We start from the raw sequence: 20,846 nt of genomic DNA on the forward strand, positions 1-20,846 counted from the left end.
GAGTCGAAAGTTGCGAAACGGGCGTTGGGTTCAGGGTGCGCAACGTAGCGGCCCTGGATTCCCCCGCCCGCCTGCTGCCCAGTCAGCGTGATCCGCTGCCGGTCGCGGTCCGGCCCGGCGAGGGCGGCTTCCGGCCGGACATCGAGGGGCTGCGCGCGGTAGCCGTGCTGCTGGTCGTGGCCGCGCACGCCGGGGTGCCCCTACTGGCCGGCGGCTATGTCGGGGTGGACGTCTTCTTCGTCATTTCCGGGTTCCTGATCACGTCCCTCCTGCTGCGGGAGGCGGAGCGCACCGGGCGCATCTCGGTGGCCCGGTTCTACTGCCGTCGGGCCGTACGCCTTCTCCCGGCGGCCGCGGTAGTGCTGGTGAGCACGCTGGTCGCCGCCCGCTTCCTGCTGCCCACGGTGCGGCTCGGCGAGTACTGCAAGGACGCGCTTTCGGCCACCGGTTACGTCGCGAACCTGCGCTTCGCGGCGATCGGCACCGACTACCTGAGCGCCGACCAGCAGCCCTCGCCGTTCCAGCATTTCTGGTCGCTCGCCGTCGAGGAGCAGTTCTACCTGGTCTGGCCGCTGCTGATCCTGGCCGCCGCGCACCTGTGGCGGCGACGCCGGCCGCTCGCGGCGGTGCTGGCCGTCCTGGTGGTCGCGTCGTTCGCGCTGAGCGTCACCGAGACCGCCCGCTCGGCGTCATGGGCCTATTTCGGGCCGCACACCCGGGCGTGGGAGCTGGGCGCGGGCGCGCTGGTCGCGTTGGGCGCGGCACGACTCACCAAAATCCCCCGAACGCTCGGCTGGATCGGGCTCGGCTGGATCGGGCTCGCCGCGATCTTGACTGCCGCGATCACGTACGACGACGCCACCGCCTACCCCGGCTGGCATGCCGCCCTCCCGGTCGCCGGCGCGGTGGCGGTGATCGCGGCGGGCGGCAACCGCCTCCTGGAGCTTCGTCCGATGCAGACCGTCGGCCGCCTCTCGTACAGCTGGTACCTCTGGCATTGGCCGGTCCTGCTGATCGTCCCGATCGGCAACGGCGTGGCGAAGGCGCTGCTCGCGCTCGTCCTGGCCGGGGCCACCTACCGCTGGGTGGAGAACCCGCTGCGGCACCGGCGCGCGCTGCGGGCCAAGGCGTGGCGCGGCCTGAGCCTCGGCGCCGCTCTCTCCGCAACCGTGGCCGCCGTCGCCGTGCTCCTGGCGCTGCTGCCACATGCCGTGCCCGCGGGCGCCCGCCGTGCCGACCTCCGCCGGACGCTCGCCACGTCCAGCCACGCCGAGCAGGACCTCACCAGGGCGATCGACGCCGCCCGCCGGATGGGCCCGCTGCCGGCGAACCTGACCCCGGCGCTCACGAAGGCCGCCCGCGACCGACCGAAGGTGTGGACCGGCGGCTGCCACGCCGACGTGCCGGTCACGACGGCGCCCGAGGGCTGCTTCTACGGCGATCCGGCCGGCACACGGACGGTCGTCCTCTACGGCGACTCGCACGCCGCGCAGTGGTTCCCGGCGATGGAACGGCTCGCCACCGACCGGCACTGGCGGCTGGTCGAACTGACCAAGAGCTCCTGCTCCGCGGCCGACCTGCCGCTCTGGCACGACACGCTCAAGCGCGAATACACCGAGTGCACCGCGTTCCACCGCTCGGCGCTCGCCCGGATCGGCCGCCTGCACCCGAGCCTCGTGGTGGTCGGCTCGAGCTTCAACTACCGCCCCGCGCACCCCGAGGCCGACCTGAGCGCACAGTGGCGGGCCGCCTGGGACCGAACCTTCGCCCAGCTGAGCGCCGGCGGCGCGCGCGTGACGGCGATCGCCGACACGCCGTACATGGGCGGCTCGGTGCCCGAGTGCCTCGCCGAGCCCGCGAACGCCGGCCACGCCGCCCACTGCACCCGCAGCCTCCGATCCACGGTTCGTGGCCCGGAGCAACGAGCGGTCGTCCTCGCACACGCGGGCGTCATCGACCCGACCGCCTGGTTCTGCACCGACGCCTGCCCCGCCGTGATCGGCAACCTCCTCGTCTACCGAGATTCCAACCACATGACCACGACGTACGCGCTGGCGCTGGCACCTCTGCTCGGGGCGCGACTAGGAGACCACTGACCAGTCGTTGGCAGGCGGCAAAGCCGAGGTGGCGTGAAGGTGTTCACCAAGCCCCGCGGGAAGCGAAGTGGTGGCCTACGTCCGCGGGTGGAAGAGGTTGCGGCGGGGGCGCTGCTGCGCGTCGATCCAAGGCGGGGGCACGAAGGTCGGGAGCCGGTCGGGGCCGAGCTTGGCCCGCCAGCCGCCGGCCGGGGCGTGCAGCAGCCGGTGATGGTGGCGGCAGAGCAGCACCAGATTGTCGAGATCGGTGCGACCGCCGTCGGACCAGGAGCGCAGATGATGGGCGTCGCACCAGCGGGCCGGCCGGTCACAGCCGGGGAAGGCACAGCCGCCGTCGCGCACGGTCAGCGCCCGCCGGAGTGGGCCATGGACGAGGCGTCGGCTGCGCCCGGCGTCGAGCACTTGGGAGGCGCCGCCCAGAACCAGCGGCAGGATGCGAGCATCACACGCCAGCCGTCGGGCAGTCGCGGCCGAGATCCGCTCGCCGTCGGGCAGAACGCCCGGGCTGGCGCCCAGCCGAGCGGCGAGTGGGTCGAAGCGGACCGTGACTGCCAGCTGAGGTGGTTCACCGCCGTCGTGGGGAAGCTCACCGGTGCGCAGCGCCAGGCGGCACACGTCGATCAGGGCGTCGGCGCGGCGCTGCGGGAACGAACGGTTGTCGTCAGGGACCGGGCCGGACAGCGGCTGCAAAGCGGCGGTCACGATGGCGGCGTCCTCGACGCCGAGCGCGCCGGAGACTCGGACCACGCCGTCGACCGGCATGGAGAGGGTGAAGAAACGGTGGCGGCGGGCGCGGGCCTCGAAGCGTCGCAGGGCTGCTTCGTCGGCCAGGTCGGCTATCTCCGGGGCTACGTGGGCCAGGATCCGGTCGCCTAGCTTGCGCAACTGGTAGGCCGGGAACTGCGCCGCCATGCCAATCAGCGTGGACTCCGCCCGCTCGGCGAGGGCAACAGGCTCCAGGTGCGCCTGATCGCCGCCGCTGCCGCGCGCCGCCAGCCAGGCCGCGGCACCCGCCTCCGCGGTCTCGGCCGAGTCGGACCGCGCCTCGGCTTGCAGGTCGTTGAGGATGGCGGGGACCGCGTTGACCGCCTTGGCTATCACGGTGGCCTGGCGCAGGTCGAGCAGGCCGTCGCGCAGCGCCTGCTCGACGGCCGGGCGGGAGTGCAGGGCGGTCGCGGCGAGGGCCAGGTCGCGGGCCGGCTGCGGGTCGAGCCGCAGATGGTCACGCAGCCAGCCGGGGACGGTGCGGTGGCCGTGCTTGGCCGGGAAGCCTCGAGCCGCGGCCTCGCGGATGACACAGAGCTGCAGGGCGGCGCTCGCCTGCTGCAACCGGTGAACCGCACGCAGGAGATCGAGCACCTCGGCGTCGGGCAGCGGCCACAGTGGAGAGTCGGCGGCCTTGGCCGCTTCCTCACCCCAGTGCCGCACCGCGTCGAGCATGCCTCAAGTATCGAACATGCGTACGACAAAAATCAGCGCAGAAGATCGGCCAGGGTGGGTGGCTGGTCGCGGTCGACGATGATCGTGCGGGCCGTGTCGTGGTCGCGGTAGAGGCGGGTCAGCCGCTGCGACAGGACGTCGTCCCAGGGGCGGTCCGGCCGGTGCCGTTCCCAGGTGGCGCGGTCCGGCAGGTACTCGATCAGGACCCCTAGGTCGCGCAGCAGCGCGAACGACGGGCAGTCGGTCACCACCACCGGGCGGTGGTCCGGGTTGACCAGCAGCCGCTGCCGCAGGGTCAGCACGAAATCGCGGACCGCCACGATGTCCAGCCCGATCGCCACGTACAGACGGGCGGGTGGACGCTGCGCGGCGGCCGGCGCCCGGCGCACGCCCGCGGGACGCCCGGCCGGCCGGCGCCGGCGTATCCGCCGCAGCACGGCCCGGGTCAGCCGCGGCACCGTGTGCACCGGGTCCTTGACCAGCGACACCAGCCCGTACCCGAGCCGGTAGGACTCGCTGTCCCGAAGCCGTTCCAGACGCTTGCGCTCGCGGTCGCGCTCCTTGCGCGCCGCCTCGGCGTTCTCCTGCTCCTCGGCCAGCCGCGCCTCGAGCGAGCGCATCCGGCCGGCCATCGCGGCCAGCTCCCAGCGGGCCCGCTCGGGCGCGTCCAGCACCACCCGGCGGGCGGGCACCTTGAGGTCGCTCACGTCAGCCTCCGTGTCGGCGGGAACGCAGCCCGCTCAGCCACGCGGCGGCGGCGCCGCCGCCGTTCTCGAATGCCAGCTCCCGGCAGCGGTGCGCGAGCCCGGCCCGCACCTCGGGGCGCGCCGCCTGGTCGAGCACCTCCTCGAGCTCCCTGGTCGACGGGTCCTCGACGGTCAGCGCCACCCCGGTGGCCGCCGCGAACCGGGCCCGGCCGACCTGGTCGTCGAGGCGGGTCGCGGCGTTGGGCAGGAACACCGTGGGGATCGCGAAGCCGAGCTGCTCATGGAACGAGTTGTACCCGGCCGCGCTGACCGTGAGGTCGAAGGCGCGCAGGTAGCGGCTCACCGGGTAGAGCTTGACCACCCGGACGCCGGCGATCCGGGGCAGCGGCGCGGTGGCGATCGTCGACTCCGCCAGCACCAGCTGGAAGCCGCGCTCGCCGAGGTGCCGACAGATCCGGGCGACCGGCGAGGAGATGTCGTTGATGTTCCCGGCGCCGAGCTGGATCAGCGCGGCCGGCCGGTCGTCGAGGCCGAGCCCGGCCCGGGCGGCGTCCCGGGCGAGCAGCTCGCTCGCGTCGAGGAACGTGATCGGCTCGACCTGCACGGCGGACGCCCGGTCGGCGACCGTCGGGCCCTCGTCGACGACGGCCGCGAACTCGCCGGGCTCGAGCACGTGGTCGAAGACCTTGCCCTCGGTGATCCAGTCGGCGCCGACGCCGCGCTGCCACATGGCCCGCCGCACCCAGACCCAGATGAGCCCGGGGTGGTCGCGGACGGCCTCGACGATCCCGGCGTGCGGCAGGCAGTCGACGGCGACGACGGCCGGCTCGTGCAGGTCGATGAGATGCGCCAGGCGGTCGCGCAGCAGCGCGGTCCAGCGCGGCTGCGCGGCCTGCAGGACCTTCCGGGACGGGATGTACTCGGTGAGGAAGCCCTCGCCGTGGGCGACCGAGGCCGCGTACGACTGGGTGGCGATGACCGCGGTGTGGTCGGCGGGCAGGCGGCGGGCGATCGCCATGAGCCGGGAGAGGTGGCCCATCCCGGCGCCGTTGTCGCTGACCATCAGCACCCGGCGGGTGGCCGCGGCGCCGCCGGAGCCCACTCCCGCCGAACCCGGGGCGGGCGAGATCCGCGGGCGGATGCCGAAGCCGGCGAGGCGGGCCAGGTGCGACTGGTGGCCGTAGCGCTGCTCGGCGAACTCGCGGGCCCGCCCGGCCACCGCGCGGTACCGGGCCGGATCGGCGTACAGCTCGCGGACCAGCCCGGCCACACCGGACGGCGTGGCGTAGAGCGCGGCGTCGGCGAAGGTGGGCCGGAAGTGCTCACCGATGATCACCGGTACGCCGCTGGCCATCGCCTCGAGGATGGTCCGGCCGAACGCCTCGACCAGGTCGGGGTCGTGGAAGTAGACGAAGAAGTCGATGGTGCGCAGGAACTCCTCGGGCGACTCGGCGCCGAACGGGACGACGTCCCAGTTGTCCGGCCGATGCCCGAGCCGGCGCACGGCGATCTCACCGCCGCCGAGCACCCGTACCCGGAAGTCGCCCTCGACGGGATACGCGCGTTGGATCTCCGAAGGGTCGAGCGGCCACTTCACCGGATCCGCGCGCCCGTGCCGGCCGATCACCGGGACGTCGCCGACGAAGCCGTCCCGGTCGCGCCACCAGTGCGCGACGTCGATGATCTCGTGCCAGTCGGCGTCGGCGAGGCGGGCCTCCGGCTCGACCTGGCGCACCTGGTCGCGCACCTGGGAGCTGATCGGCGCCCACTCGACGCGCGGGCCGAAGTAGCGGTGGACCCGGTCGCGGACGGCCGCGAAGTCGTAGTAGCGGAACGGGTTCCCGGCGTCTCCGGGCGGTTGGTTGATCACCATGACCGTGCGCTCGGCCTGGATGCGCGGGATCACGGCCAGATCTTCGGTGAAAATCCGAGGCTGCCGTACGAGGAGAAGCCGGCACCGCACGGGCTCCTCGTCCCGGGCGAGCGTGGCGACCCCGTCCCGCAGGAGGTCGCTGATCCGTGGGCTGAACGGCAGCGTCTTGGGCTGATGCGGCGACGGCACATGCACGAGAACCGTGGACAGGGCCGCCTCGGCCTGCGCATGCACCTCCGCCGCGATGCTCGCCGAGGTGCCGCCGGGATACCGGAAGTCCGAAAGGATCGCCACGTCGTAGGTGGTCGCGGGCACTAGTGGATCTCCCTTTTTCGGCGCAGCCAGGTCCCGCAACGTCAACGAGAAACCGGCACGCACCGTGACGGCAACCGCCCCGCACCCGACCCGCGGTAGCCAACCGTCCGGCAACCCAGAGGCCCCGGCAAGGCAACCGTGGCCGGGTCAAGCGGGCTCGAGCGGGGCCGAACTGAGTCGGTGAACCCGGCGGTAGCAGCCGGGCGCCGACCACCGAAAGGCAGTCCGACTCGATGCGTACCAAGATCTCCAAGCGTCTGGCCCTGATCGCGACGATCCCCGCCACCCTGCTCGGATTGGTCATGGTCGCCGCGCCGGCGAACGCCGCGGTGGTGAGCGAGGCCAAGCTGCAGGGCGACATCGCCTACCTGACCAACAAGCAGCGCCAGCTCAACGGCTGCAAGGCGGTCCACGTCGACGCGCGGCTCACCGCCGCCGCTCGGGTGCAGAGCACCTACATGGCCCGCAGCGGCTCGTTCAGCCACGTCGGCAGCGGTGGCTCGACCTTCACGGCCCGGGTCAAGGCCGCTCACTACCCCCGCCCGGCCGGCGAGAACATCGCGTACGGCTTCCGCACCGGCGTCGACGTCGTGAAGGCGTGGATGGCCAGCCCGCCGCACCGCGCCAACCTGCTCAACTGCAAGGCGACGACGGTCGGCGTCGGCGCGGTCTACTCGGCGAGCGGGAACCTCTACTACACCCAGGAGTTCGGCTACTGACCTTGGGGAGTCAGCTGGCGGACCATGCGCCGGTAGGACAGCACCGCGTGCCGTCCCGGGGCCTCACCTTCCTCGGTGAGGCCCTCGATCGTCTCCACCCACTTGCGCAGCGCGACCCGCTCGTCCTGCCGGTGCGCGTCGTCGAAGACCACGGTGGCGGCGTCGGCCAGCCGGTCCTCGAGCACCCGCATGGCCGGGTAGCGCGCGTCCGGCCCGGTCTTCTCCGGCGGCCCGTCGATCAGCAGCAGGTCCACCTCGCGCAGGTCGGCCAGCGCGTCCATGTCGTACCAGGGGAAGCTGCGGCCGTCGAGCAGCACCGGGCGCAGCGGGGCGTCGCGCACCTCGGCCACCTCGACGAGCCCGTGCGCGGCCAGCGCGGCCCGCGTCTTCTCGGCGTACGCCGGGTCGTGGTCGAGCGACACCAGCCGGCCGCCGACCTTCTCCAGCGCGTACGCGATCCACACCGTGGACGTGCCGCTGCCCAGCTCCAGCACCAGCTTCGGCTTCCGGGTGCGGATCAGCTGGAGCAGGTCGAGCAGGTCGGTGGGGTTGAGCGCGAACCCACCCGACGGCGGCATCGGCGCCCGCGGCGTGAAGCCCTGGAACAGTTGCACCAGCGCCTCCACCTCGCCGGTCTGCGCGCGCAGCAGCCGGTCGGTGCCGTTGGCGGCGGCCTTCTGCTGGGCGGCCAGCGTGTCGGTGAGCTCCCGGTGCCGGTCACCGGCCGCGAGCAGCATCTCCTCGACCGCGCCGAGCAGCCGTCGCTGGGTCTGGTCGAGCACGTGCCGCACGTCCCGCTGGGCCGCGCGCTGAACGGCGAGCAGCGTGGTCAGCCGGCGGGCGAGCAGCAGCAGGCCCGCGACCACGCCGGCCTGGAAGACCCCGAGCACCGTGAGCGCGAAGCCGAGGTGCCCGGTCAGCGCGCCGCCGGCGACGGCGCCGCAGAGGACAGCCGCGGCGGCCAGCAGGGCCGCCTGACGGCGGTTGAGTTTCCGCAACCGGCTCATCATCACACCGAGTCAACGGCTTTGCCCTCAGCGGGTTACGGGACAGAACGGCTGCCCGGCCCGCTGCCGGGCGGCCGTGTCGAGGGACGTGTCGAAGCGCCGGGCCAGACTCTTCCCGCCGGGGTTGAGCGCGAAGAACTCGTCGCGCAGGGCGCAGCGGCGGACCGCGCCGGCCGGTGTCGGGTCGAAATCGACGACCTCCTGGGCGAGCCGGTCGTCGAGCCGCGCGATCGGCGACTCCATCACCGTGTCCCGGAAGCGCTTGTTGGCCGTGGCCGAGACCGCCGACCCGGCCACCAGCACGGCGATCAGCAGGCCGAGCAGCAGCCGGCGCGGGCGGGTCAGGTGCGCGGCGGCGACCAGCAGCAATGCGCCGCCGGGGGCGACGACCGCCGTGTCCCGCCAGCCCTGCCCCCAGCGGTGCGCGGCCACCAGCTGCTGCACGTCGGAGCTGAGCGAGGCCAGCCCGGCGCCGAGCGCGATCAGGGCGAACGCCACCACGACCAGGGCTCCGGCGGCCGGCCGGTCGACCGCGGCGAGGCGGCGCAGATCGCGGACCGCGGTCCAGGCGAGCATCGCGAGGGCGGCCAGCGCCAGCACCAGGACCAGGCCGGACAGGGCGCCCCCACCGCGTACGGCGGACTGCCACTCCAGCGGCGGGAACCACGCCACCAGGCGTACGGGAAACGTCTTTGCCACCGCGGAGCCGACGGCGACCTCGGACCCGTGGTAGCACGGGCCCGCGCCGCAGTAGCGCTGGATCACCACCCGCACCACGACGAAGACCGGCAGAAAGCCGATCCACAGCGCGGCCAGCGCCCGCATGGGCGCGCCGGTCAGCACCTCGCGCCAGGTCCGGGCGAGCACCCACCGGCCGCGCGCCACCGCCGCGACCGTGGCCAGCGGCAACGCGAGATAGGTGAGCTCGTTGAAGGCGGCCAGCGCGGCGCCCGCCACCAGCAACGGCGGCAGCAGCCAGAGCCGGACCCGCGCCGTCCGCGCGACCGCCGTCGCCACCAGCAGCACGAGCGCGGCGGTCGTGAAGTAGAGCCCGCCGAACAGCACGACCGGGCTGGAACGACCGGCCGCCACCAGCACCGCACCCATCGCGAACGGCACCGAAGCGGCCACAGTGGACGGCGGCGAGCGGAACAGGCGCCCGCGCCCCACCACACCCTCGACCAGCACGAGCGCGGTCACCCCGAGCAGCATCGCCGCCGCGATCGACACCACCCGCAGCCCGACGTTCGCGGGCAGCCCGATGTCGCCCAGCGTGTACGCCGCGAGGTCGACGAGCTTCTCCAGCATCCGCCCGAGCGGCCGGAAGTTGCCGTTGCGCAGGTAGCCCGGCAGCGCGTCGAGGGTGTGCGGGACGATCCGCAACGGGTCGTCCCGGAACAGGCCGCCGTGCCAGTAGACGTTGTACTTGTGGTCGGCGGTCGGCGCGAGCGCCACGATCGGGGCCAGCACCACCAGCGGCACGAGCGCGGCCCGCAGCAGCGCCCGCCGCCACAGCGCCCCGATCGGCGGCCCCTCGACGACGAAGCGCATCGCGATGCGGGGCCTGGGCACGACAGCGGTCATGACGCGGCCAACGAGAACCCGGGCGGTCAGTTACTCAGCAGGCGCGAGAGCGTGGGTGGGTCCCGCGGGTCGATCACGACCGCGCCGGCCGCACGGTGGTCCCGGCAGAGCTGGGCGACGCGGCCCGCCAACAGCGCCTCCCAGTCGCTGCCGGGGTCGTGCCGCCGCCAGGTCTCGGGGCCGGGCAGGTACTCCAGCACCACGCCGGGCACCTGCAGGCCGCGCAGCGCGGGCTCGTCGGTGACCACCACCGGCAGATGATCGCCGTCGACGACGATCCGCTGGCGCAGTGCCCGCACGAGCGCCTGCGCGGCGTCCCGCTCGAGGCCGACCGCGACGTAGACGCGAGCCGGCACCGGCCCGGTCGGCGGGCGTCGGCGCGGCGGCCGGACCCGGCCGTGGCGCACCCGGCGGGCGGCCCGGCCGGCAAGTCCGAACGGATCGCGCGCGAGCTCGACCAGGGCACGCCCGATCCGGTACGCGCGGCTCCCGCGCAGGGCCGTCACCTGCCGCAGGTGGCGGTCCCGCTCCTCGACGGCGGCGTCCCGCTCGGCCTCGAGGGAGCGCAGCCGGCCGGTGAGCGTGGCCACCTCCCAGCGGGCGAGCGCGAGGTCATCGGCTTCCGGCACGATTCACCTCCCGGCAGAATCCGGCGAGCCAGGCGGCCGCGTCGCCGGCGCCGTTGCCGAACGAGAGCTCGGCGCAGCGCCGGGTGAGCGCCTCCCGGGCGGCCGGGTCGGTGAGCCGCTGCAGTTCGACGGCGGCCGCCTCGTCGTCGGTGGCGTAGCGGGCCACCCCGGCCGCGGCCGCGAACCGGGCCCGGGCCAGCTCGTCGTCCCCGGCCGCCGGATCGGGCACGAAGACGGTCGGCACCCGGGCGCCGATCAGCTCGTGGAAGGCGGTGTAGTCGGCCCGGGAGACGGCCACGGTGACCTCGCCCAGCTCCTCGGCGGACGCCTCGACCGGGCGGAAGCCGGGCAGCGTGGCCTCGACGCCGCGGCAGAGCAGGGTGTGGTCGCCGTCCCGCCGGGCGATCCGGGCCGGCAGGTCGGTGATCGGGTCCACGGTGGAGACGCCGTGCCGGGCGGTCGTGGTCCAGCCCTCGTCGCCGGCCGCGGCGAACTCGCCGGGTTCGAGGATGCCGGCGAAGGACAGCGCGCGGGGCGCCCACTCGCCGCCGGTGCCGCGCCGCCACATGGCCGGGCGCAGCCAGAGCCAGCGGGTCGCCGGGCTGTCCTCGATCGCGCCGAGGATCCCGTCGTGCGGCAGGCCGCCGACCAGCACGGCCCGCGGGCGGTAGAGCTCGACCAGGTGGCGCAGCCGGTCACGGACGAAGCCGGGCCAGCGGGCGGGCGGCACTCCGAGGTCGCCGGCGCCGGGCAGGTACTCGGTGAGCAGGCCGGCCGCGTGCGCCTCGGCGAGGCTGGCGGTGCCGACCACGACCGCCTCCAGGCCGCTCGGCAGCCGCCGGGCGATGGCCTTGAAGCGGGCCACGTCGTCGCCCACGAGCAATACGCGCTCTTTTTTCCTGATAATTCGGACAGGTCGACGATCGACGGAGGGGATCCGGGCGCCGTGCGGCATCACCCCGAGCGAGGCGAGCCGGGCGATGTGCGAGGCGCTGCCGAACTGGTCGGTGACGAACCGGCGGGCGCGCTCGACCTGCGCGTCGTACGCCTCCCGGTCCCGATGCAGCCGCCGCACCACCTCGCGCACGCCGGACGGGTCGCAGTAGACCGCCGCGTCGCCGAAGATCGCCCGGAAATGCGGACCGACGATGACCGGCACCCCGCTGGCCATGGCCTCGAGGATGGTACGGCCGAACGCCTCCTTCCAGTCCGGGTCGTGGAAGTAGACGAAGAAGTCGAGCCCGGCCAGGAAGTCGCGCGGCGACTCGGCGCCGAACTCGACGACCTCCCACGAGCGGGGCAGCCGGCCGAGGCGGTGCACGCCGATCTCCCCGCCGCCGAGGATCCGCACCTTGAAGTCGGGCGAGTCCGGGTAGGCCTGCAGCAGCTCACCCGGATCGCGCGGCCATTTCACCGGGTCGGGACGCCCGTGCCGGCCGAGCACCGGGACGGCGCCCGGCGGCCGGCGGTGCTCGACGTGCCAGTCGGCGACGTCGATGATCTCGTGCCAGTCGGTGTCCGGCAGCGCGACCGAGGGCGCGACCTGCAGGACGTTGTCGCGCACCTGGGTGCTGATCGGGGCCCAGACCGCGTCGCGGCCGAAGAGCCGGCCGACCCGGTCGCGCACCTCGTCGAAGACGTAGTAGCACTGGGCGTGCCGCTCGTCGCCGGGCGGCTGGTTGAGCACGACGATCGTGTGCCCGGCCCGGATCCGGGGCACGGCGGCCGGCTCCTCGGTGAAGATCCGCGGCTGGCGGATCAGCAGCACCCGGGCGGTGATCTCCGAGTCGTCGTCGTGGGCGAGATCGGCGAGGCCGTCCCGCAGGCAGGCGACGATCCGGCTCTGGAACGGCCGGGCGTGCTTGAGGTGCGGCGACGGCAGGTGGGCGAGCACGGTGGACAGTCCGGCCGCGGCCTGGGCGCGCACCTCGGCGACGATGCTCGCCGAATTGCCGCCCGGGTATCGCAGGTCGGACAGGATGGCGACGTCGTACGGGGACACGCGAGGACAAACGACAGGAACCAAGGGGGCGATACGGACAATTCACCCGAGTCTCTCGGTCGTTGAGACGAGTCTCCTTCGTTGAGAACGGCGAGACCAAGGAGGACCCGATGCCGGAACCGCACCCGCTCGCCGTGGCCGCCCTGCAGGCCCGATCGGTCGCCGCCCGCGCGCCGCTCGCCCGCGCGGCGGCGTCCTTCGTCCCGGGAGCGGCCGCCGAAGACCCGCGGACGACCGGCGTAAGCCCGCGGACGACCGGCGTAGGCCCGCGGGCGATCGGCGAGGATCCGTGGGCGACCGGCGAGCTCGCCCGGGTCATCGCCCTGCAGGACCTGCGCCCGGACGACCAGGCGGAGGCCCTGGGGATCCTGGCCCGGCTGCGGCGGGCCGGCACGATCGCGCCCGAGCACCAGGGGCTGCACTGCCAGCTCGCGTACGCGGCCGGCGACCGCACCCTGGCCGCCATGCTCCTGGCCGAGTACGACGGGATCGCCGACCCGATCCGGACGGCCGTGACACTCGACCTGGCCAACCCGCACGCCGGCGGTCAGGGCCGATGGGACTTCTCGGCGCTGCTGCCGCACCCCGGCTGCCGGGTCGCCGAGGGCACCGGCCCCGCGCTCGACCGGCTGGTCACCGGCGCCGCCCAGCGCATCGGCCACCCCACCCGGATCACCACGATCGTCACCACCTGGCGTCCCGGCCAGGAACTGCTCACCGCGGTGCGCTCGCTGGTCGCGCAGACCTGGACCAACCACGAGATCCTGCTGGTCGACGACGGCTCGCCGGTCGAGTCCGACCCGATCCTGCGGGCCGCCACCGGGCTGGACCCGCGGGTGCGGCTGATCCGGATGGTCGCGAACGGCGGCACCTACGTGGCCCGCAACGCCGGGCTGGACGCCGCGACCGGCGACTTCGTCACGTTCCAGGACGCCGACGACTGGTCGCACCCGCTGCGGCTGGAGCGGCAGGTGGCGCCGCTGCTGGCCGACGACGCGATCTTCTCGACCACCTCGACCGGCATGCGGGTCACGCCGGACCTCGTGCTCACCCGGCCCGGCTTCGAGCTGACCCGGTCGTACAACCTCTCCTCGCTGATGATCCGCCGGGCCGCCGCGCTCAACCGGGTCGGCCACCTCGATCCGGTCCGCAAGGGCGCCGACGCCGAGTACGTCGAGCGGGCCCGCGCGGTCTTCGGCCGGGCCGCCACCAAGCACCTCGGCGGCGCGCCGCTGGCCCTGATCCGGCTGAGCGACGACTCGCTCTCCAGCGCCGACTACCGGCCCGGCTGGATGCACCCGGCCCGGCGCTCGTACCTCTCCGCGTTCCAGGCCTGGCACACCCAGGTCAAGGCCGGCGTCGCCGATGCCCGGAGCCCGCGTGCCTTCGCGGCCCCGCGCCGGATCCGCGGCGAGACCGGACCCCGCGCGTACGACGTCGTGCTCGCCGGCGACTGGACGACGACCGGCGGCGCGGGGACGGCCGGCATCGGTCAGCTGCGGGCCCTGCGCGACCGGGGTCTGCGGGCCGCCCTGCTGCACCTGGACGTGCTGGCCAACCTGCGCGGCGGCCCGATGAACCTCGACCCGGCCGTCCAGGATCTGATCAACTCCGGGGAGATCGCTCAGATCGAGCTCACCGACGACGTACGGGCCCGGCTCGTGGTGGCCCGCACGGCCCGGGTGCTGCAACACGCGCCCGACCTGCCGAGCGGCATCCGCGCCCAGCGCGTGGTGATCGAGTCGGCGACCGTCTCGCGCTCGGCCGCGGCGGCCGGCCGCCGCCTCTTCGGCCGGCGGCCGCTGTGGGCGCCGGCCGGGCCGGACGGCCGCCGGCTGCTCACCGTCGCGCTCGCCGAGGACCCGCTGGCCGACAGCGCCCCGGCCGACCAGCTCACCGCGCTCGACCTGCCGGGCACGGTCGACCCGCGGCAGTGGCGGCTCGACCGGCGCGGGCCGCGGGCCGACCGTCCGGTGGTGGGCCGGCGCTGCCGGGGCGGCCGGGCCGAGTGGCTGCGCCTGCGCGACCAGCTGCCGGACGGCGGGCGGGTGGACGTACGCCTGCTCGACGCCGACGGCACCGCCGGGCGCTCGTTCGGCCGGGCCGGCACGCCCCGCGACTGGCTCGTCTACGGCCCGGCCGAGGTGAGCCTGCGCTCGTTCCTCAACCAGGTCGACTTCTACCTGCACCTGCCCCGGCCGGAGGCGCCCGCCGACCCGGAGCCCGACCTGCTGGCGGCGCTCGCGGCCGGCTGCGTGGTGCTGCTCCCCTACCGGTACGCGGCCACGTTCGGGGACGCCGCCGTCTACTGCGAGGCGGCCGAGGTGCCGGAGACCGTGCGGATGCTGCACGAGGACAAGCCGTCGCTGCGGGCCCAGGCGGCGCGCGGCCCCGAGTTCGTCCGCCGCCACCACGGCCACGAGCTGTACGCCGAGCGCGCCGCCCGGCTGGCAACCCAGGCGCACCCGGCGCGGGCGTAAACCCGCCGCCCCGGCGACCGATCTTTGCGGACGTCAGACAGCAGAACGGCCGGTCCCCGCCGGCTGGTCGCGGGAGAAACCCCTGCCTCCCGCGGCCTCGCGACCCCGCCGTCCCCCGCGGCGGGGTCGCTTTTATGTGGTGGCCCTGGCCGGCGACCGCGGATGGGGCGGGTTCGCTGTTATTTGACGGCCTCGGCGGGTTTGCCGGCGGCCGCCGCGGGTGACTGCGGATGGGCCAGGACCGTCCAGCGGCCGCTGACCCGGCGCTGCTCGGTCAGCCCGAAACCGCCCTGCCGCGGCGCGACGTGGGTCGGCGCCTCCACCACCACAGCGCCGCCGTCGGCAAGCCGTCGCCCCAGCACGTGCAGGGCCGGCGCCACCGCGTCCGCGCCCTCCACCACGAGCAGGTCGATGCCGGTGAGGCCGTCGAGCGCGTCGACGTCGTACCAGTCGACGGACCGCCCGTCCACGGTGAGCTCGGCCGGCGGAGCGTGCCGCACCTCGACGGCGGCCAGGCCGTGCTCGTGCAGGGCGCCCCGGATCGCCTCGGCCCGAGCCTGGTCCAGCTCGACCACGACCAGCCGCCCGCCGCTCTCGGCCAGCGCGTATCCCAGCCAGACCGCCGCCGGCCCGGCCCCACCGAGCACCACGGTGAGCGCGGGCCGGCGCCCGACCGCGAGGTTGTGCAGGCCGAGCAGGTCGGTCGGGTTGAGCGAGCCGCCGGCCGGCATCGGCGCGCGCGGCGACACCTGCTGGAAGAGCTGGAACAGCGCCTCGATCTCCCGGGTCTGCTCGCGCAGCAGCAGCTCGGCGCCGCGGCCGGTGAGCCGCTCGGCCCGCGACAGCGTCTCGGTGAGCTCCAGGTGCCGGTCACCGGCGGCGAGCCGCTCCTTCTCCACCGCGGCGATCACCCGGCGTTGCAGTTGCTCGACGAGCACCCGGAGCTCGCGGACGGCTTCCCGGTTGGCGCGGGTGACCCGGCCCAGCCGCCGGGACAGGTGGACCACCCCGGCCGGAAGGGCGACCAGCAGCAACGCGAGCAGGCTGGTGGCGAGCGCGGCGCGGCCCGCGGCCGAGGCCACCGCGACGCCGAGGCCGACGATGGCCGCACCCAGCAGGCCTGCGACCTGCCGACGGGAGAGGCCAAGCGCGGCCCGTATGAGCCGCTTGAGCTTCGATCTCACCCGTCCAACCACCCCGCCCGCCACCCTGGAATCGACTAAAGGCACACCTTCGGTAACGCAGCCGCCGCGAGCGTCGTTACGGGAAGCCATTCCATGATCCGTTCGACCACCTGGACCGGGTCATGCGCTCGGGCGACCACCGCCCGCCCCCGGCGGCTCTGCTCGGCGAACAGGGCCGGGTCGCCCCGATACCGCGCGACCAGCGCCGCCACCTCGGATCGGCCGCAATAGACCGCCGCGTCACCGTACAGCCCGGCGTACCGCTCCGGCATCACCACGACGCAGCCCATGGCGGCCGCCTCCAGCGCCGGTCGTGAGTACCACTCGGCGCTCTCCGGCGGCGGGAAGTGCAGGTAGAAGTCGAGCTGGTGGAGGAACGCCCGGGGGCCGAGGTCACCGGCCTCGTAGCCGAGCCAGGTGCGGCGCATCGGGATGTCGAGCGAGCCGCGCGGCCGGTCGGGCAGCCGCACCCGCACGTCGGCCTCGGGCAGGCGGCGGCACACGGCGAGGATCTCCGCGGCGTCCGGCGGCCAGGCGGCGGCGTCGCAGAGATCGGTACCGACCAGTGCCGGTCCGGGTGCGGCGCCGGCTCGCTGGGCGACCCATCCGCCGGGTGCCAGAGCGGTGGGAAAGTCCCGGTCTTCTCCCGTACGCAGGGCAGCCCGCACTCCCGGATCCTGGGCGACCCAGATCGGGTCCGCCCCGAAGAGCTCACGCGCCGCCGCGGCGCAGGTCTCCGGGACGTACCGGTGATCGGTCCCGTTGGAGCGGCGCGGCGCCCGGTCGGCGACCACGACCACCCGCCGCCCCCGGGTGCGGCTGGCCTGGCCGCCCGCGAACTGCAGCACCGAGGCCTGCCGCACCAGCACGAGCCCGGCCTCGACCCGCTCCTGGATGCCGACCCGGCCGATCACCCCGTCGTTGATCAGGTCCTGCACCGCCGCGCAGACCGGCTGCCGCTTGAGATAGACCGCCCGGTACGACTCCAGCTGCAGCACCGCGACCCGCAGGCCGGCCGCGACCAGCGCCCCGATCTCGTCGAGCGCGGTCCGCTGCGCGCTCTCCAGGAACCGCCAGTCGGCGACCACCACGACGTCGTACTCCGTGACCAGCTCGGGATCGGAGCCGCGCAGGTGCCCGGGCGCCGGAAACGGCCGGCCCGATCCGTCGACCGGCCGCACCGGCGACGCCGTCCCCTCCGCGATCCGCTGGTGCCAGCGCAGGTACGCCGAGCTGTACGCGACCCGGGCCGGGTGCATCCAGTTCGGCTTGATCTCCGAGCGGGACAGCGAGTTCGCGCTCAGCCGGATGAGGGCGAGCGGCGGGGCGTCGAGGTGCCGCACCCGCCGGGCCCCGAACGCGGCCTGGATGCGCCCGATGTACTCGCTGTCCGCGGCCTTGCGCACCCGGTCGAACCAGCCGACCCGGCCGATCACCGCGTTGCGCCGGAACACCAGCGACGACGGGTTCAGCCGGCCGCTGCGTACCCCCGGGCGGCTGAGCATGAGCTGGTCGGTCACGGCCATCCCGTCCGACGTCGTGGCGACCACCCGGCGGTCGTCGAGCATCGGCCGCACCTGCAGCTCGAGCCGGCGCGGGTGCGACCAGTCGTCGGAGTCCTGGAACGCCGCGAACTCCCCGCCCGCCGCCTCGAGGCCGGCGTTGCGGGCCGCGTACGTGCCGGAGTTGACCGCGAGTTTCACCAGCCGGATCCGGTCGCCGAGCGCGGCCGCGGCCCGCAGCACCTCGTCGAACTCCGGGGGCGACGCGTCGTCGACGATGACGATCTCGGTGTTCGCCCAGCTCTGCGCCAGGATCGAGCGGACCGCCGTGATCAGCCCCCGGTCCGGGCGGTAGGAGGTCACCACCACCGAGACCCGGTGCGCGGCCTCGACCCGCTCGACGGCGGGCGCGGCCAGCCGGTCGAACGGCACGCCCTCGCCGTCGCCGACCGTCGGCCCGGGCGCCGGCAGCATCGCCTGGAAGGCCCGCAGCCAGGGCTCGACCGGCCGGTCCGCGACGAACGGGTTGATCAGGTCGGCACGCAGGCAGGCCCGCGCCGGGTCGTTGATCTTGCGGTAGCCGCGGAACAGCTCGCGGGCCCGCTCGGGGCCGGCGTCGGCCAGCGTGAGCTGGACGTGCAGCGCCTGGTTGGCCGGGTTGAGCGCCCGGCCGCCGACGGCCCGGCGGATCAGGTCGTAGAGGGCGAGCGCGTCGGCCCGGTCGGTGGGCAGCAGCTCCTGCTGCGCGAAGGTCTGCGCGACGGCGGCCAGCAGCGGTGGGTTCACCTTGCGCCGGATCCGGCGCAGCCGGCGCCGGTCGCCGGCCCGCGCGGCGGCAACCAGATCGTCGAGGCTCGCGGCGTCGCCGAGCGCGGCCCTGGCCTGCAACTGCCGCGCCTGAAGCGAGCGGTTGCGGGTGACGGTGGCGGTCAGTGCCAGCCGCAACCCGGGACCGATCGAGAAGATGTGATCGTCCAGCAGGCCCGGGGGTTGAGGCTCGCGCATGCCACGACCAACGTCTCTGGACCGCTTTGGTTACACCGCGGCGAGCACCAGCGCCTCGACCCGATCCCGTTCCGCCTGCTCAGCCCAGGACCCGACGAGATAGAAGGCATCCACCACGTCACCGCCGAGAGTGGAGATGCGGGCCGCGCGCACCTCGGCGCCGGCCTCGTCGAGCGCGGTCGCCACCCGGTAGAGCAGGCCCGCCGAGTCGGCCGCGCGCAGCTCCAGCACGGCCGCGTCGGTCGCGGCGTCGTGGTGCCAGACCACCCGGGGCGAGGCGGTGCCGCCGCGGGCGCTCATCGCCCGGGCCCGCACCCGCTGGGTGACCGACACATCCCCGCCCGCGACCCGGCGCAGGTCGGCGGCGAGCGCAACCGGGTCGTACGGCGTGCCGTAGCGCGGCTGGGTGAGGAACTCGACGATGGCCCGGCCGTCGACCGTGGACGCGTTCGCGCCGACCACGTCGAGCCGGTGCAGGGCCAGGCAGGCGGCGACCTGACCCAGCAGCCCGCGCCGGTCGGCGGCGGCCACCGAGACCCGGTCGCCGTCCAGGTGCACGGCCGGCAGGTCGCCCTCGAGAAGCTCGGAATCGGGCACCGGCGGCTCGGGCAGCTCGCCCGTGTCCAGCGCGGCGTGCACCCGCTGGACGAGCTCGGCCATCAGGCGGCCCTTCCAGTCCGACCAGGCGGCCGGGCCGGTGGCCTGCGAGTCGGCGCGGGCCAGCGCGTGCAGCAGGTCGAGCGTCGCGGTGTCGCCGACCTTCTCGGCGACGGTCGAGATGGTCACCGGGTCGCTCAGGTCGCGCCGGGTGGCGACGTCGGGCAGCAGCAGGTGCAGCCGCACCAGCTTCTCGACCGTGGCGACGTCGGCCGGGGGCAGGCCGATCCGGGTGGCGATCTCGGCGGCGATCGGGGCACCGACGATGCTGTGGTCGCCGGGCAGTCCCTTGCCGACGTCGTGCAGGAACGCGCCGATCAGCAGCAGGTCGGGGCGGTCCACCTCGCGGGCGTACGCGGTCGCCTCGTACGCGGCCTGCACGAGGTGCCGATCGAGCGTGAAGCGATGGATCGGATGGTGCTGCGGGAGGCTGCGCATCCGGGCCCACTCGGGCAGCCAGGCGTCGATCAGCCCGTACCGGTCACAGGTCTCCCAGGCCGGCAGCAGGCCGGGCCCCGAGCCGAGCAGCGAGATCAGCGCGGCCCGGGCGGCCGGCGGCCACGGGTTGGGCAGCGGCGGGCTGAACGCGGCGAGCCACTCGCAGGTGGCGCGGGCGATCGGCAGCCGCACCGTGGCGGCCGCGGCGGCCACCCGCAGCGAAAGGCTGGGGTCGGGGACCGGGCCGATGGCGGTACGCGCCAGCACCAGCTCGCCGTCCTGCTCGACCACGTCCCGGGCGACCGGGCGGCGAGTCGGTGACGAGCCCGCGGAGCCGCGGCGGCGCCCGGCGGTGAGCCGGTCGACGGCCCGCCAGGCGTCGTCGACCGCGTGCGCGATCGTGCGCGCGTCGCCGGCGACCCGGCGCAGCAGGGCATCGCCGTCGTCCAGCTCGAGCAGGTCGGCGACCGCGTCGCGCTCCTGGGCGACCAGTCGGTCGACCCGGCGGCCGACCGCGAGGTGCAGGGCGTCGCGGGTGTCCAGCAGCCGCAGGTTGGCGGCGCGCACCGCGGGACGCATGGTGTCGGCGACGCCGGCCCGGCCGATGCCGCGCAGGATCGTGACGTCGCGCAGCCCTCCGGCCGCCTCCTTGAGGTCGCCCTCGAGCAGGAAGGCGAGTTCGCCGTGGCTCGCCCAGCGGCTCGTGGTGAGCTCCTTGAGCTGCGGCATCAGGCGTACGGCGGTGCGCCGCCACTGGTCCCCGGCGGCCGCGATGAGCTCGCCGGAGAGGGCGGGGTCGCCGGCCACGTGCCGGGCGTCGAGCAGGCCGAGGGCGACCTTGACGTCGTCGTGCGCGACCGACAGCGCCTCGGGCAGCGTGCGCACCGAGTGGTCGAGGCCGAGCCGGGCGTCCCAGATCGGGTACCACAGGCCGGAGGCGATCCGGTCGATCCCGGCGGTGCCGTTGTGCAGCAGCACCAGGTCGAGGTCGCTGTAGGGGGCGCAGTCGCGCCGGCCGAGCCCGCCCACGGCCAGCAGGCTCACGCCGGGCAGATGGCTCGGGAAGATGGCGTTCAGCCAGGCATCGAGCGCCGCGGCCCGGTCAGCCCGGGCCGCGGCACCGATGTGGTCCTTGAGTTTGTCGAGCGAGCCGCCGACCGGCACCGACGGTGGGGCCGGCGGCTCACTGGACGAGTTGATCATGTGAT

13 protein-coding genes are annotated in these 20,846 nt (G+C 74.6%); 3 read left to right on the plus strand and 10 right to left on the minus strand.

Annotated features, from left to right (window positions below; genetic code table 11):
• The first annotated feature begins 35 nt into the window (after positions 1 to 35).
• Positions 36 to 2,096, plus strand: a complete 2,061-nt coding sequence (locus A3CQ_RS0147235) for an acyltransferase family protein (RefSeq protein WP_020517980.1) — start codon at positions 36 to 38, stop codon at positions 2,094 to 2,096.
• A gap of 75 nt (positions 2,097 to 2,171) precedes the next feature.
• Here the strand turns inward: A3CQ_RS0147235 and A3CQ_RS58335 are convergent, their stop codons facing one another.
• Genes A3CQ_RS58335 through A3CQ_RS0147250 form a run of 3 tightly spaced genes read right to left on the minus strand, consistent with a single transcriptional unit; the run spans position 2,172 to position 6,431 of the window.
• Positions 2,172 to 3,536 (minus strand): HNH endonuclease signature motif containing protein, encoded by a 1,365-nt coding sequence (locus tag A3CQ_RS58335; RefSeq protein ID WP_020517981.1) that lies wholly within the window; start codon positions 3,534 to 3,536, stop codon positions 2,172 to 2,174.
• Positions 3,537 to 3,568: 32 nt separating this feature from the next.
• Positions 3,569 to 4,243, minus strand: coding sequence for a hypothetical protein (locus A3CQ_RS0147245; protein WP_020517982.1), 675 nt, complete (start codon positions 4,241 to 4,243; stop codon positions 3,569 to 3,571).
• A gap of 1 nt (position 4,244) precedes the next feature.
• Positions 4,245 to 6,431 carry a hypothetical protein gene (locus tag A3CQ_RS0147250; RefSeq protein WP_020517983.1) on the minus strand — a complete coding sequence of 729 codons (2,187 nt, stop codon included), beginning with the start codon at positions 6,429 to 6,431 and terminating at the stop codon, positions 4,245 to 4,247.
• 233 nt (positions 6,432 to 6,664) lie between these two features.
• Between A3CQ_RS0147250 and A3CQ_RS0147255 the strand changes: the two genes are divergently transcribed.
• Positions 6,665 to 7,150: a CAP domain-containing protein gene (locus tag A3CQ_RS0147255; protein WP_020517984.1), complete on the plus strand. Its 486-nt coding sequence runs from the start codon at positions 6,665 to 6,667 to the stop codon at positions 7,148 to 7,150.
• Here A3CQ_RS0147255 and A3CQ_RS0147260 read toward each other — a convergent pair.
• The 4 genes from A3CQ_RS0147260 to A3CQ_RS56515 are packed head-to-tail and all read right to left on the minus strand — an operon-like array spanning position 7,144 to position 12,372.
• Complete coding sequence (locus tag A3CQ_RS0147260) at positions 7,144 to 8,160, minus strand: O-methyltransferase (protein WP_040434205.1); 1,017 nt, start codon at positions 8,158 to 8,160, stop codon at positions 7,144 to 7,146. The genes A3CQ_RS0147255 and A3CQ_RS0147260 overlap by 7 nt on opposite strands.
• Before the next feature lie 24 nt (positions 8,161 to 8,184).
• On the minus strand, positions 8,185 to 9,741 hold the full coding sequence (locus A3CQ_RS0147265; RefSeq protein WP_157297172.1) for a hypothetical protein: 1,557 nt from the start codon (positions 9,739 to 9,741) through the stop codon (positions 8,185 to 8,187).
• Between the two features lie 26 nt (positions 9,742 to 9,767).
• Entirely contained in the window at positions 9,768 to 10,370 is a 603-nt protein-coding gene (locus A3CQ_RS0147270) for a hypothetical protein (protein ID WP_020517987.1), read from the minus strand.
• The gene (locus A3CQ_RS56515) at positions 10,354 to 12,372 is read right to left on the minus strand and encodes a glycosyltransferase (protein ID WP_020517988.1); all 2,019 of its coding nucleotides are present in this window, start codon (positions 12,370 to 12,372) and stop codon (positions 10,354 to 10,356) included. The genes A3CQ_RS0147270 and A3CQ_RS56515 overlap by 17 nt, the downstream gene beginning before the upstream one ends.
• A gap of 110 nt (positions 12,373 to 12,482) precedes the next feature.
• Here A3CQ_RS56515 and A3CQ_RS56520 point away from each other — a divergent pair, with 110 nt between their 5' ends.
• A complete protein-coding gene (locus A3CQ_RS56520) occupies positions 12,483 to 14,852 on the plus strand; it encodes a glycosyltransferase family 2 protein (RefSeq protein WP_020517989.1) in 2,370 nt (789 codons plus the stop codon).
• A gap of 179 nt (positions 14,853 to 15,031) precedes the next feature.
• Here A3CQ_RS56520 and A3CQ_RS0147285 read toward each other — a convergent pair whose 3' ends face one another.
• Genes A3CQ_RS0147285 through A3CQ_RS0147295 form a run of 3 tightly spaced genes read right to left on the minus strand, consistent with a single transcriptional unit; the run spans position 15,032 to position 20,841 of the window.
• On the minus strand, positions 15,032 to 16,036 hold the full coding sequence (locus tag A3CQ_RS0147285; protein ID WP_020517990.1) for a coiled-coil domain-containing protein: 1,005 nt from the start codon (positions 16,034 to 16,036) through the stop codon (positions 15,032 to 15,034).
• 35 nt (positions 16,037 to 16,071) lie between these two features.
• Positions 16,072 to 18,543 (minus strand): glycosyltransferase, encoded by a 2,472-nt coding sequence (locus tag A3CQ_RS0147290; RefSeq protein WP_020517991.1) that lies wholly within the window; start codon positions 18,541 to 18,543, stop codon positions 16,072 to 16,074.
• 30 nt (positions 18,544 to 18,573) lie between these two features.
• Positions 18,574 to 20,841, minus strand: coding sequence for a [protein-PII] uridylyltransferase (locus A3CQ_RS0147295; RefSeq protein WP_020517992.1), 2,268 nt, complete (start codon positions 20,839 to 20,841; stop codon positions 18,574 to 18,576).
• Positions 20,842 to 20,846 lie beyond the last annotated feature (5 nt).

Source organism: Paractinoplanes globisporus DSM 43857 (assembly GCF_000379645.1).
GTDB lineage: Bacteria > Actinomycetota > Actinomycetes > Mycobacteriales > Micromonosporaceae > Actinoplanes > Actinoplanes globisporus.